Raw genomic sequence first — 12,869 nt, forward strand, 5'->3', positions numbered from 1 at the left:
TGTTGGCCTGCGTGCGAGGATCGGCACGTGCCGACGCTGGAGTGTCCCCGTCTCGAGGTCGACGAGGTGACTGTGTCGGTAGGGCGGCAGCAGATCCTTCTGCCGGTGAGCGTGGTCGTCGAGTCCGGTACTGCGCTGGCTGTCCGTGGAGAGAACGGGTCGGGCAAGACCACCTTGCTGCGCTGCGTGGCGGGGATGCAGCGGCCGAGTGCAGGGCGGGTCCTGCTCGACGGCCAGGTCGTGGACGAGCGAGCACGCGCCACGCGCCGGCGGATCTCAGCGCTGCTGGGCGCGTCGGCCACCTACTCCGACCTGACAGTCTACGAGCATCTCCTGCTGATCGACGCTTCGTGGGGCGGGCAGAAGGAGACCCTCGAGGAGCGCATCGACAACGTCTTGGACGGGCTGAGGATCGGTGGCTACGCCGACCGGTTCCCGCACGAGCTCTCCTCCGGTCAGCGGCACCTCGTCGACATCGGGCTCGTTCTCTTCCGTCCCGCGGACCTGCTGGTGCTCGATGAGCCGGAGCAGCGGCTCGACGCTGATCGGCGGGCGCTCGTGGCGCGGCTTCTCAGGGAGCGGGTCGACGCCGGGACCACCATGGTCATCGCCACGCACGACCCCGGTGTGGCCGCCGCGGCATGCGATGACGAGATCACCCTCCTGGCGTCCGACTCGGGGGCGGATCGGGGCGCATCCTGATGCCGGACTCGCACGAGCGGACCGCAGCGGCGCTCGGCGTCCTGCGCCGCGGCTCGCGGGCGGGGTCAGCCGGGAACGTCGCCTACGTCGTGTACGTCGTCGCCGTCTTCGCGATCGTCTACGGCTTTCCCTACGGCCGCACGATCCTCGCCACGCTGGGCGCTGAACGGGTCTCACAGCTGGCGGCCGACCCGGTGACGATCGTCCTTCTCGTGCTCGGGTACGCGGGGCTTCTCGGGCTGGCGCACCGCGGAGGGCGGATCTCCGGGCCGGTGTCCCCGCCACCGATCTGGTGCTCGCACGTGCTCACCGCCCCGATCGACCGTGCCGTGGCGCTGCGACGCTGGTGGCGGCTCACCCTCGGGGGCCTGCTCGGAGGCGGAGCGGTCCTGGGAGTCGTCCTCGGTCTCTCGCTGTGGTCAGCCGGCACCACCGGATGGCTCGCCGTCCCCGCTGCGGCCGCGCTGCTCGCCTGCGGAGCATGGCTCCTGGCTCTCGTCTGGCTGCACGCTCAGGGATCAGCAGACCAGCCCCTCGACGGCGCCAGCACCTGGCGGCCGGACACGGCGCTTCGGCGCATGGGGGTAGAGAGCCTGCTCGCGCAAGCAGGTCGCCGCGAGATGCTCATGGCCGGCGCCCTCTCGGGCAGCTCAGAGACCATCCGGGCACAGACAGGTCGCGCATCGGTCCAGGCGAAGGGGTCCCTTCGCCCCGGTCCCTGGATCGTCCTGCGACGTGACCTGCTCTCCCTAAGACGTGCTGGCCCAGGGTGGCCAGCCCCCTTCGTCGTCGTCCTCACCGGCGGGTGGATCCTCGCGCAGGCCATCAACGCGGACCTGCCCGGACTCGCCGGGGTCAGCGCGGCGATCGTCTACCTCGGAGCGACCCCTTGGGGCCGCCCGCTCCGCCTCCAGGCGGCCCGCCTCGGCAGCCCGTCCCTCCTCGGGTGGAGCCACCCGGCTCAGGCAGCCCGGCACCTACTGCTCCCGACAATCCTCCTGACCGCGTGCCTCACAGCAGGCGTCGCGGTGGCCGGCGAGCTCGCAGCGCTGCTCCCAACACTCGCGCTCGTGCCGATACTCCTCGCGGTGCTGTGCTGGTCCGCATTCCGCCCACCACCCCGGCTCACCACGGTCATCCCGCAATCAGTGATCCCACGCCTGGTCATGTGGTGGCTCGCCCCCGTCCTGCTCATCGCCCCCGCGGCTGGCCTGGCGGCATGGCGGCTGGGCTGACGCCTGCTCCCACGCGCCTGGTGAGTCGGCGGACTAACCGAGCACCATCCGAAACTGCCGCTGACGGAGCGCTAGCGTCCGACCATGCCGCGCCTCGGTCAGCCATAGGGAGGAGATGACCCGCGTTCCATCCTCATGTCTGGCTGCGCTGCCTCGGAAGTGACGGTTGGTCGGTGGTAGGCGCCGATGGCGCGCCGCGTATACAGTCCCGACATGCCGAAGATGCGGGTCGTCCTCCTCGTAGGCCTGGGATTCCTGGCCGGTGTCTTCGGTTGGGCAGTGGGAGCGCTTCCCCTCAGCGGCGCCGAGCCGGATGGGCTGTTCGTGAACTGTGGACCTGCCCTGTTTGGCCGCCCGTCCCCGCTCCCAGACCCGTCTTGCGGGGCTGCCTACGCGCTGCTGCCGTGGGTGAGCATCGGACTCATCGTGCTCGCCGTCACGCTGTTCGCGGTGGCAGTGCGCCAGTGGAGAAGGAGTGCGCGCCCGTCAGGAGTGCGTTGATGGCGACACCCACCTGATCCAGCGCCTTATAGGTCGCGCCGTTGGAACGAGACGAACTCGCAGCCCTTCCGCGTTGGAATCCGCTTGCACTTACCTGAATCGATCAACGTCCGCCTTTGCCGCATGACGCGACCCCGGCGATGTGGCTGGGCCAGGGATCCTTCCGGGGTCTACGTCCGAGGGCCTAGCGGCTCTGTTTCTCGCTGCCTTTCCGTAGGGGAGTGGGCGCCTCGTCGTCGGCGCCTGCATCGAGTGCGTCCGCGACAGCGCGGTCCCGGTCTGCCGTCGCTCGTTGGTAGTAGAGCGCCATGTCACCAGTCGCATGTCCGAGCCGGTGCTGCATCTCGCGGACGGTGGCACCAGCTTGTGCACCGAGGGTGGCAGCGGTCCGTCTCAGGTCGTGCCAGTTGAGGTCTGGGCGGCCGATGGCTTCCCGGGCGGCGAAGAATCCGTAGGCCTTCTTGACGTACTTCTTCCGGCCTCGGCGCTCGATGCGGGCTTCTCTGCCGTACAGGGCGGTTGGTGCCAGGAGTTCACCGTTTGCCCCAGGGAAGATCAGCGCATCTCGACCCGAGACGGGTTGGTTCGCCAGGTGTACTCGTAATGCCTCAGTGACACTCGGTGGCATGGCCACTGTTCGTCGGCCGGCAGCCGTCTTGGGAGGGCCTGTGGACTTCTTGCCGTCGGCGCGGGTTGCGGTGCGGGCGACCGTCATGTCCATGGCCGTGGCAATGTCCCCACTGGTGGCCAGGTGAGGTCCCCGCTGGTGGCCAGGTAAAAGTCCCCACCCTCTGCTCGTGTCGTCCATGAAGTGAGCCCCTGGACGGTGGACGGTGGCGGTGTCTAGCCCAGTCACCGCACCGCCCAGGGAGCTCCATTGAAGAACATGAGGGAAGAGTTGGACATCATCACCGCCTACGAGAGGGTGGGCACCTACCGTGGCGCTGCGGACATCTGCGGCACCACCCACAAGACCGTCAAGCGGGTCGTCGAACGGCACGCCGCCGGGCAGGCCCGCCCGGTGCGGGCGCCGCGGCCGGCGAACTACGAGGCCGTGCGCACGCTGGTGGCCCAGGACGTCAAAGACACACGTGGCCGGATCAGCGCCAAACGGCTGCTGCCGAAGGCGCGGGCGGCTGGGTACACCGGCTCGGCCCGTAACTTCCGCCGCCTGGTCGCCGAGGAGAAGAAGGCCTGGCGAGCCGAGCGCGGCCGCCGGCACCGGCCGGCGTCCTGGTCCCCGGGTGAGCACCTGGTCATCGACTGGGGCGTCATCCAGGGCGTGCACGTCTTCTGTGCGGTGCTGGCCTGGTCGAGGTTCCGGTTCGTCCGCTTCGCCGCCGACGAGAAGGCCTCGACGACGATGGCCATGCTGGCCGAGTGCTTCGAGGTCCTCGGCGGCACGCCGAAGGTGGTGCTGGCCGACCGGATGGGCTGCCTCAAAGGTGGCGTGGTCGCCAACCGGGTCGTGCCCACGCCGGACTATGTCCGCTTCGCCACCCACTACCGGTTCCGGCCCGACTTCTGTGAGGCGGCCGACCCGGAGTCCAAGGGCATGGTCGAGGCGCTGGTGCGCTACGGCAAGGACGACCTGGCCCTGCCACTGCTGCTGGAGCACGCCCGCGCCGTCGGTGCCGACGACCTGGCCGTCGGTGCCGCGGCCGTCCTGGCCGACCTGGACGGCGCCAACCGAGCCGCGGCCGCCTGGTGCGCGCAGGTCAACGCGCAGGTCCACTCCGAGACCTGCGCGGTCCCGGACCAGCGGCTGGCCACCGAGGTCGAGCTGCTCACCGAGCTGCCCTCGCTGCGCCCGGTCATCGGGCCGGCGCCGGTCACCCGCAAGGTCGACAAGCTGTCCACCATCCGGCTGGGTTCAGCGCGGTACTCCGTGCCGACCGGCCTGATCGGCACGTCTGTGGGTGTGCTCGTCGAGGGCACCCGGGTGCTGGTCCTGGACCCCGCTACCGGGGAGGTGCATGCCGAGCACCCCCTGGTCGCGCCGGGTGAGGCCTCGGTGCTGGACGAGCACTACGGCGGTGCTCGTCCCACCACGCCGGTGCGGGCGATCCGTCCCCGGAGCGCGGCGGAGAAGGAGTTCTGCGCGCTCGGCCCGGCGGCGGAGGCGTTCATCGCCGGCGCCGCGGCGGCTGGGCACACCCGCCTCGGACCAGAGCTGGCCGAGCTGAACACGCTGACCGCTGCCCACGGCCATGCGGCGATGGTCGCCGCGCTGGAAAGAGCGACCGCGTTCGGGCGGTGGCGTGCGGCCGATGTCCGCTCGATCCTGGCCGCCGGCACCGGGGTACCCACACCCCGCCCGGCCGGGGACGCGCTGGTCATCGACCTGCCCACAGCCGCGGGACGGTCGCTGGCCGAGTACGCCCCGACCAGCAGCAAGGCGGTGTCCTCGTGAGCACCACCGCGCCACCGCTGGATGCGGACCTGACCGCCGGGCTGCGCCGGCTCAAGCTGGCCGCGATGCGTCAGCTCGCGCCCGAGCTACTGGTGACGGCCAAGACCCAACGCTGGGCGCCCGAGGAGGTGCTGCGGGCCCTCGTCGAGGCCGAGATCGCCGCCCGCGACGCCTCGAACGAGCGAGCACGGCTCAAAGCCGCGGCCTTCCCGGTGCTCAAGACACTCGAGGAGTTCGACCTGGCCGCCTCCTCCATCCCGGCACCGACCTGGGCCTACCTGACGTCCCTGGAGTGGGTCCGGGCCAAGGAGAACCTCGCGCTCATCGGCCCGGCCGGGACCGGCAAGTCGCACACCCTGATCGCGCTGGGGCACGCCGCGGTCACCGCCGGGCACCGGGTGCGATACCTCACGGCGGCCGACCTGGTCGAGACGCTCTACCGCGGCCTGGCCGACAACACCGTCGGCAAGGTCATCGAGGCCCTGCTGCGCAACGACGTCGTCCTGGTCGACGAGATCGGCTTCGCCCCGCTGGACGACACCGGCGCCCAGCTGCTCTTCCGGTTCGTCGCCGCCGCCTACGAACGCCGATCCCTCGGCATCGCCTCCCACCACTCCTTCGAGGACTGGGGCCGGTTCCTGCCCGAGCACACCACCGCCGTGTCCATGCTCGACCGGCTGCTGCACCACGCCACCACCGTGGTTACCAACGGCCAGTCCTACCGCATGCGACAAGCCCGTCAGCGCCGAGGAGGTGAGCACCTGAGCCAGTGATCAACCCCCGCAGAGGGTGGGGACTTCTACTTGGCCAAAACTGGGGACTTTCACTTGGCCCTTGACACCGTCAGGGTGCGCTGCTCGAGGTTGACGTCGCGTCGACGAAGTGCGACGGCTTCGCCGAACCGCAGACCGCACATTCCACAGATCAGCGTCAGCGCGCGGTGCTTTTCTGGCATCGCGTCAGCGAGGGCAAAGAGTTCGGCTCGGGTCAGGACCTCGGGCTCCCGCCTGACCCGAGAACGCCCTCCCGCTTTGACTCGCACGGGAGAGCGGGCGATGAGCTCGTCATCCTCGGCCTGCGCCATGATCGCGCCGAGGACCTGGTAAGCGTGCGCTCGAGCGGTAGGGGTCCGGTCCTCGTACGACGCGAACCACGCGCGGACGGCCGAGACCGTGACGTCAGCGAGGGGGGTGTCTCCGAAGGCGGGGATCAGGTGTCGTTCGATCGCCGTGGTGTAGCTCGCCCTGGTTGAGGCTCGCAGCTCGTGACGTCCTGCCAGCCAGGCCCGGGCATAGCGCGAGAAGGTGTTGCGTTCCTCTTCGCCTTCTGCCGCAAGAGCAGCCTTGTGCCGAGAAGCCGGCGGAGACCATCGTCCCGAGCTGATCAGGCGACGTTCATCAGTGAGCCATGCCTCTGCGTCTTCCCGGGTGTCGAAGGTATGCGGGGCTCGATGAAGGAGAGGGGCAGTGTTTCCGTGCTTGGTGATGCGGGTCCGGCCCTCGGGGTCGGCATACCGAGCCCTGTAGCGGCCGGAGCGCTCGGGGACGATCGTGCCGAAGCCTCTGCGTCGCCTAGCCATCGCTACTCCCTCTGCGTACACAACGCGTACATAAGATGTGCTCGCGTGTCCGGTTACGTCCAGACCGGATTCGTGCTAGCGTCCCCAGTATCGCAGGAAATCAGGACAATTGCTGGTGTACGTGGGACTGGTCGGAGCATGCAAGAAAATGTTTCGAGTCCCTTTACGTCCACCAGTCGGGCGTTCAGCAGGGCAGCTTGGCTATGTCAACTCCATCCGGCCCCGGGATGACGGCCCGACTTGGCCCAGCTAATGCGAGATCACTAGCAGCACAGGCATTCGGGAAGGCCCTCTGCGAGGCTGGCGCCCACTCAGGCGGCTACGTGAAGCGGACTGGCCACTGTTCATGGAGCCGGAAGAGAAGTGGTACCGCATCAGGCCGAGCGAAGAGGTGGGCGTCCGCCAGCCCTTCGTGCAGGACCCAGACGGACTTGGTGCGCCTCCAGATGTCCTTGGGGCACCGAACAATGGAGCTGTCACCCAACGCGGTATGAGCGCGCGTTGCTCAGGATGGTTGGATGGCCGCTTCCGCTGCGGCCAGGGCGGCTTCCGCGTTGGACGTGTCGACCAGGGTGCGAGAGCCGTCGCGCAGTACGTCCCATTGCACCCAGCCGTCGTCTTGGACCTCTTCCCAAGTGGGCACCCTGTGCCCAGGAATGTCGGCGTCCCGGGTCTCGACGCGACGCCGGTGCTCGGCCTCGTTGCTCAAGGACGTCTCGAGGACGACGAGTCGCGCACCAGCGCGGGCAGCGGTGTCCTGCCATCCTTGCCGCGCTTCCGAGACCGGGTTCACGGCGTCGACCACCACTGAGTTACCGACCAGGAGGTTGGAGGCCGCCAGCTCGTGGACGATGAAGTACCCCTCGGGCCCAACGTCGTTGCCTGCGCGCCGCAGGGCGGCCTCGACTGCATCGACGCGCAGGTAGCACGCCCCCGTAGCCCCAGCCAGTCCCTTTGCCAAGGTGGTCTTCCCCGTGCCGGGTCTGCCGGCCACCACGCACAGCCATGGACGACTGGGGTGGGGGATAGGCACTGCTTCGGCGGAGCTGGTCACGTCACCATCGAACCAGCTGCACAACCCACCTGCGAAGCCGGAGGTTCGTCCGCGCCCTGCACTGCCACGGCACGGTCGGTTCCCTTCGATTGGCTCCCCTTCGTGCTGGAGCAGTCGCGCCGGCACTGCACCTTCCACGGTCTCTACCTGCTGTCCCAGCTCGCGTACGCTTCGTCGCTCGGGGCACGAAGGCACGACGGAGGCCCCCCACCCGCGCGGCTGAGGGGCCTCCGTGGCGTTCTGTCCTAGGCTCAGCCGCGGCCGGCCCGGGGGTTGCTGCTGCGGTTCTCGTTGACGCCATTGCCGCGGCCCTTGTCGGTGCTCTTGCGGCGGTCGTCGCGCCGCATCGACTTCTGGGCGCGCTGGTGGTGGCCCTTGCCGCGGTTGCCCGTGGTCGAGAAGACCTGAACGACAGTGGGTCGGGGGACCGCGACGTCGTCCCCGACCTGCAGCGGGCCGCTGGCCGGGAGGAAGTCGGGGAAGTACGACGTGTGGGCGCCCCAGTCGCCGTTCTCACCGGGGTGCTGGACGGCGACGAAGACCGAGTTGTCCCGGTCGTGGATCACCGGGCCGCAGGTCTCGGCGTCGGTCGGCACGGCGAGGAACTGCTCGACACGGCCGCGGTTGCGGCCCTCGAGCGTCACCTTGTGCAGGGCGTCGCCGTAGCCGATCTTGCCGGGCTGGCCGTCCGTCGAGATCCACAGGTTGCCCTGGGAGTCGAAGGCGAGGTTGTCCGGGCAGGAGATCGGGGAGACCTTCTCCTTCGGGTAGCCGGAGAAGTACGCCGACGAGGACTTCGCCGGGTCGCCGCAGAGCATGAGGATGTTCCACGAGAACGACTCGGCGGTGTGGTCACCACCGGCCTCGACCATCTCGATGACGTGCCCGTCGCGGTTGGGGGCGACCGGGTTGGCCTCGTCGACCTTGTCGAGCCGACGGGAGCTGTTGTTCGTCAGCGCGAGGTAGATCTTGCCGGTGACGGGGTTGGGCTCCATGTCCTCGGGCCGGTCCATCATCGTCGCGCCCATCTTGTCGGCGGCGAGACGCGTGTAGACGAGCACCTCCTCGACCGACATGCCCGGGACGAGCGAGCGGTTGCCGCGCACGAGCGGGATCCACGTGCCGGTGCCGTCGAAGGCCCCGTCGCTGGGGAGGGTCCCGGTGCCGGTGATCTCGGACTGCGGGGAGTCGCCCGTGTACTTCGCGACGTAGAGGGTGCCGTCGGACAGCAGCGTCATGTTGTGGCGCTTGTCGCCCTCACGGTAGGTCTTCGACGAGACGAACTTGTAGACGTAGTCGTTGACCTGGTCGTCGCCCATGTAGACGACGGCGTGCCCGGAGGCCGCGATGACCGTCGTGCCGGCCTCGTGCTTGAAGCGGCCGAGCGCCGTGTGCTTGACCGGGGTGGACGTCGGGTCCTCGGGGTCGACCTCGACGATCCAGCCGAAGCGGTTGGCCTCGTTGGCATACCCGTCGTTGTTGAGGTCGAAGCGCTCGTACACCTTCTCCCAGCCGCGCTCCGTCGGGCGGTTGCGCAGGCCGTAGCGGGCCTCCTCGGGCGAGCCCGTGCCGACGAAGTACTGGTCGAAGTTCTCCTCGCCGGAGAGCACCGTGCCCCACGGCGTCGTGCCACCGGCGCAGTTGTTGAGGGTGCCGAGCACGCGGCGACCCACGGGGTCCGCCGCGGTCTTCATGAGGCCCGACCCTGCGGCCGGCCCGTCGACGGCGAAGGGGGTGAAGCCGGTGATCCGTCGGTTGCGGCGGCCCCCGCGGACGTAGGTCCACGGCTCGCCCTGCTTCGAGCGCTTGAGGTCGACGACGGAGAGGCCGTGCGCGGCGATCCCGGCGTTGACGACGTCCTCGAAGTTCGAGGCGATGTACTCGGGCGAGAACATGATGTACTCGTTCGTGTACTCGTGGGAGTTGACGAGGTACCCCGTCCGGTCGTTCCCGCCGTCGGAGATGACGTTGAGGTAGTCGCAGTTGTAGCCGAACTGCTTCGACTGCGACTCACCGGTCTGAGCGGTGATGTCGAACTCGGGGGAGTCCGCGAAGAGGGGGTCACCCCACCGGATGATCGGCGCCCAGTCGTAGCCCTTCGGGACAGTCATGGTGTCGACGGTCCGCGGGACGGCCTCGATCGCGGTGAAGGGGAGCTTGCCGCCACCCTTCGGGAAGATGCCGTTGTCGGCCGCGGCCTCCGGGGCGTTGGCGAGGACGACGGCGGCAGCGACGCCACCGCCGAGGCCGAGGGCCGAGCGTCGGCTGATGGCGGCCTCGGCGATCTCCCGGAAGTGCGGGTTGCCCGAGGTGTTGGGCGCCGGATGGGCGCAGGCGTTGCCGCACTTGAGGGCGCAGGTCACCGGTGACCGCGAGCCGCGGGTGTGGCCTGCCATGGGGAGGAGACGCTTCATCGAGGTGGTCCCTTCGGGGGTGGTCTGGAGGACGAACCCACCTCATCGTCGTTCGGGTCCCTCCGGACGACTCCTGCGTGGCGGCGCGGTGAACTCTCCGTAAGGAGTTCGCCACGCCTTCGTAGACTCGGCGCATGTCAGGCAAGCGCGTCGTCGGTGGGCCCACGACCATCTCGTCCGTAGCGGTCGTCGGGGCCGGCGCGCTCGGCGCCATGTACGCCGCGCACCTCGCCGATGCCGGCATCGACGTCGCCTTCGTCGCGACCGGCGACCGCGCGGACCGACTCCGTCGAGCCGAGCTCGCCGTCAACGGCACCCCCTACGACATCCCCGTCGTCGACCCGACGACCGGCGGGCACGCCCCCTTCGACCTCGTCCTCGTCGCCGTCAAGGCGCAGCAGATCGACGACTCGCTCGACCTCGTCGCGCCGGTCGTCGACGAGCGGACGACCTTCCTCAGCGTCCTCAACGGCCTCGACAGCGAGAGGGCCATCGGTGAGCGGTTCGCCCCGGAGCAGGTGCTGCTCTGCATCGCCCTGGCGATGGACTCCGACCGGGAGGGCACCGCAGTGAGGTACACCAGCCCAGGGCGGCTCGAGATCGGTGACGGGCCCGCGACCCGTACCGGCGACGGCTCGCCGAGCGAGCGGCTCGTGGCGGTCCAGGAGCTGCTCGACCGAGCGGGCCTCGCCTGGGAGGCCCCCGCAGACATCGAGCACCAGATGTGGTGGAAGTTCCTCGTCAACGTCGGTGGCAACCAGGCCTCCGCGGTCACCGGCGCGACCTACGGGCAGCTGCGCGAGCCCGGCCCGGCGCGAGAGCTCATGGACGCCCTCCAGCAAGAGGTCGTCACCGTGGCCAACGCCGAAGGGGTCGACCTCGGCCCGGAGGACGTCCGTCGGTGGTACGCCGTGCTCGACGGTCAGCCCTACGACGGCCGCACGTCGATGCTCCAGGACGTCATGGCCGGCCGCCCGACCGAGGTCGACGTCTTCGCCGGACGGGTGGTCGAGCTCGGGGCGAAGCACGGCCTCCCCACCCCCTACAACCAGTGCATGCTCTGGCTGCTCGCGGCGTCGTCCCAGGTCAGCGGGGTGCAGGACGGAGGATTGACCCCCGTGCTCTGACCCCGTGGAGGGTGGAACGTTCCTACGGTGGGTGGTGCGGGCCCGGACCACGGCCCGAGCCGACACCCAGGAGCCAGCCATGACGCACATCACCTCGATGCTTGACACCTACCCCGGCGACATCGGAGGTGTGGACCAGCAGGCCCTGGCCGAGTGCATCGCCGCCTGCTTCGAGTGCGCCCAGACCTGCACCGCCTGCGCGGACGCGTGCCTGGCCGAGGAGATGGTCGCCGAGCTGCGCCGGTGCATCACGACCAACCTGGACTGCGCCGACGTCTGCGCCGCCACCGGACGGGTCCTCACCCGCCGCGCCGAGACCGACCCGGCCTTCGTGCGCAGCCTCGTCGAGGCCTGCCGCGCCGCCTGCGCCGCCTGCGCGGACGAGTGCGAGAAGCATGCCGGGATGCACGAGCACTGCCGGGTCTGCGCCGAGGCCTGCCGCCGCTGCGAGGCGGCCTGCGCCGCGCTGCTCACCGACCTGGCGTGAGAGGCGTGCGCCGCTGTGGCTCGGCGAGGAGAGCTCGGTCTGCCGCCGGGTCATCGAGCGCCTCTACGCGATGTCCGGCGAGCGCTTCGGCCACCACGACCCGGTCCGGTCCATCCCGCCCGGGGACAGCTAGGCGCAGTGGGGACGGAAGCCTGACGTGCTGACGGCCTCGGTGAGGCGGGGCGAACGCTCGGCCAGGGAGCGTGCGACGGACGCCGGGACTGCGTAGGCGACGTCCTCCACCGACGTGGCCCGGGCGAAGATCACGCCGATCACCTCGCCGTGACCCGAGACCACAGGCCCGCCGGAGTTCCCGCTCGCGATCGACGCTGCGAGGGTGACGACCGAGCGATGCGTGCTGCGTCCGTCCTTCGTCACGACTGTCGGTCGCTCCGCCAGCAGACGGGCGGGGTCGAGACGAAGGGGGCCGCCACCGGGGTATCCGACGACGACCCCTTCGCTCCCAGGCTTCGTCGCGTCCGCGAAGCGCAGCGCAGGAGTGGCCAGGCCGTCGGTGGCCACGATCGCCAGGTCGTTCTTGATGTCGAGGTGGACGATGCGACCGCGCCTCGGCAGCTCACCAGGAGCGCGGATGACGGGCGAGTCCGCACCGGCGACGACGTGCGCGTTCGTCATGACACGATTCGAGGCCACGACGAAGCCGCTCCCTGTCATCACACCCGGGCAGCCGGCTACCTCTCCGCTGACACGGACGACCGAACGGCTCGCTGAGCGCACGGCTGCCGTGTCGACGTCGACGTCAGGGATCTCTGGCGACACCGACGGACTGCCCGCGACCTCGGCCAGCCATGGCTGGTTCCGGTCGAGCAGGCCGGTGGCGATGCTGCCGTCGTGCACCGACGCGGGAGCGAACCTCGTCAGCTCCTGGATGGTGCGGGCGCTCGTCATGCTGTCCGTGAGCGGCGCCGAGCCCGTTGCCGGGACGAGCGCTGCGGCGAGGACCCAGGCGAGGGCGGTCATGACGCCACCAGCGACCGCCCCACCTGCAGCGTCGGCCAGACCGAGCCGGGCACGGTCGAGAGCCTTGCCCACGACCCCGCCGACGGCCGAGCCGAGGGCGGTACCGGTCGCTACCAGCGCCATGACGACTGCCACGACAGCGAGCAACCGGGCTTGCTGCTCGTCGAAGCGGTCGACGACCCAGGGCACGACAAGCACCAGCGCGATGCCCGTGCCGAGGACGGCTCCCGCGAGGCCTCCGACGGTGCGGCCGAGACCCTGCATCCATCCGGCCAGCACCGCGACCACGAGCGAGAGCACGACGACGACGTCGACGATCGGTGCGGCGTCCAATGCGGCTCCTTCGGATTGGGTCGCTCACGCTAGGGGCTCAGCC

At 69.8% G+C, this 12,869-nt stretch carries 11 protein-coding genes; 6 read left to right on the forward strand and 5 right to left on the reverse strand.

All coding sequences use genetic code 11. From position 1 onward, the window contains the following. Positions 1–27: 27 nt before the first annotated feature. Positions 28–702 (forward strand): ABC transporter ATP-binding protein, encoded by a 675-nt coding sequence (locus JNO54_RS09100; RefSeq protein ID WP_307818141.1) that lies wholly within the window; start codon positions 28–30, stop codon positions 700–702. After that, positions 702–1,937 carry a hypothetical protein gene (locus JNO54_RS09105; protein ID WP_204143612.1) on the forward strand — a complete coding sequence of 412 codons (1,236 nt, stop codon included), beginning with the start codon at positions 702–704 and terminating at the stop codon, positions 1,935–1,937. Before JNO54_RS09100 ends, JNO54_RS09105 begins: the two co-directional genes overlap by 1 nt. Positions 1,938–2,622: 685 nt before the next feature. Here JNO54_RS09105 and JNO54_RS09110 read toward each other — a convergent pair. Beyond that, positions 2,623–3,159: a tyrosine-type recombinase/integrase gene (locus tag JNO54_RS09110; RefSeq protein ID WP_204143613.1), complete on the reverse strand. Its 537-nt coding sequence runs from the start codon at positions 3,157–3,159 to the stop codon at positions 2,623–2,625. Positions 3,160–3,315: 156 nt separating this feature from the next. On the opposite strand from JNO54_RS09110, the gene istA reads away from it, so the two are divergent. Both istA and istB read left to right on the forward strand, forming a co-directional pair. Then, positions 3,316–4,851: an IS21 family transposase gene (gene istA, locus JNO54_RS09115; protein ID WP_204143614.1), complete on the forward strand. Its 1,536-nt coding sequence runs from the start codon at positions 3,316–3,318 to the stop codon at positions 4,849–4,851. After that, the gene (istB, locus tag JNO54_RS09120) at positions 4,848–5,624 is read left to right on the forward strand and encodes an IS21-like element helper ATPase IstB (protein ID WP_307818142.1); all 777 of its coding nucleotides are present in this window, start codon (positions 4,848–4,850) and stop codon (positions 5,622–5,624) included. The genes istA and istB overlap by 4 nt, the downstream gene beginning before the upstream one ends. 50 nt (positions 5,625–5,674) lie before the next feature. Here istB and JNO54_RS09125 read toward each other — a convergent pair whose 3' ends face one another. The 3 genes from JNO54_RS09125 to JNO54_RS09135 all read right to left on the reverse strand — a co-directional run bounded on the left by JNO54_RS09125 (position 5,675) and on the right by JNO54_RS09135 (position 9,898). Then, a complete protein-coding gene (locus tag JNO54_RS09125; RefSeq protein WP_204143615.1) occupies positions 5,675–6,430 on the reverse strand; it encodes a tyrosine-type recombinase/integrase in 756 nt (251 codons plus the stop codon). A 505-nt stretch (positions 6,431–6,935) separates the two neighbouring features. Further along, complete coding sequence (locus JNO54_RS09130) at positions 6,936–7,679, reverse strand: P-loop nucleotide/nucleoside kinase family protein (protein ID WP_307818143.1); 744 nt, start codon at positions 7,677–7,679, stop codon at positions 6,936–6,938. Positions 7,680–7,735: 56 nt separating this feature from the next. Continuing rightward, complete coding sequence (locus tag JNO54_RS09135; RefSeq protein WP_204143617.1) at positions 7,736–9,898, reverse strand: PhoX family protein; 2,163 nt, start codon at positions 9,896–9,898, stop codon at positions 7,736–7,738. Between the two features lie 134 nt (positions 9,899–10,032). On the opposite strand from JNO54_RS09135, the gene JNO54_RS09140 reads away from it, so the two are divergent. Beyond that, the gene (locus JNO54_RS09140) at positions 10,033–11,025 is read left to right on the forward strand and encodes a ketopantoate reductase family protein (RefSeq protein WP_204143618.1); all 993 of its coding nucleotides are present in this window, start codon (positions 10,033–10,035) and stop codon (positions 11,023–11,025) included. Between the two features lie 79 nt (positions 11,026–11,104). After that, positions 11,105–11,512 carry a four-helix bundle copper-binding protein gene (locus JNO54_RS09145; RefSeq protein WP_204143619.1) on the forward strand — a complete coding sequence of 136 codons (408 nt, stop codon included), beginning with the start codon at positions 11,105–11,107 and terminating at the stop codon, positions 11,510–11,512. Between the two features lie 129 nt (positions 11,513–11,641). Here JNO54_RS09145 and JNO54_RS09150 read toward each other — a convergent pair whose 3' ends face one another. Continuing rightward, a complete protein-coding gene (locus JNO54_RS09150) occupies positions 11,642–12,826 on the reverse strand; it encodes a MarP family serine protease (RefSeq protein WP_204143620.1) in 1,185 nt (394 codons plus the stop codon). Positions 12,827–12,869 lie beyond the last annotated feature (43 nt).

This window comes from Janibacter endophyticus (assembly GCF_016888335.1).
GTDB lineage: Bacteria > Actinomycetota > Actinomycetes > Actinomycetales > Dermatophilaceae > Marihabitans > Marihabitans endophyticum.

What these genes read in the sequence shown, in the direction of transcription:
- JNO54_RS09125 (WP_204143615.1), bottom strand. Translation starts at nt 6,430, where the DNA reads ATGGCTAGGCGACGCAGAGGCTTCGGCACGATCGTCCCCGAGCGCTCC.
- JNO54_RS09140 (WP_204143618.1), top strand. Translation starts at nt 10,033, where the DNA reads ATGTCAGGCAAGCGCGTCGTCGGTGGGCCCACGACCATCTCGTCCGTA.
- JNO54_RS09105 (WP_204143612.1), top strand. Translation starts at nt 702, where the DNA reads ATGCCGGACTCGCACGAGCGGACCGCAGCGGCGCTCGGCGTCCTGCGC.
- JNO54_RS09145 (WP_204143619.1), top strand. Translation starts at nt 11,105, where the DNA reads ATGACGCACATCACCTCGATGCTTGACACCTACCCCGGCGACATCGGA.
- JNO54_RS09110 (WP_204143613.1), bottom strand. Translation starts at nt 3,159, where the DNA reads ATGGACATGACGGTCGCCCGCACCGCAACCCGCGCCGACGGCAAGAAG.
- JNO54_RS09135 (WP_204143617.1), bottom strand. Translation starts at nt 9,898, where the DNA reads ATGAAGCGTCTCCTCCCCATGGCAGGCCACACCCGCGGCTCGCGGTCA.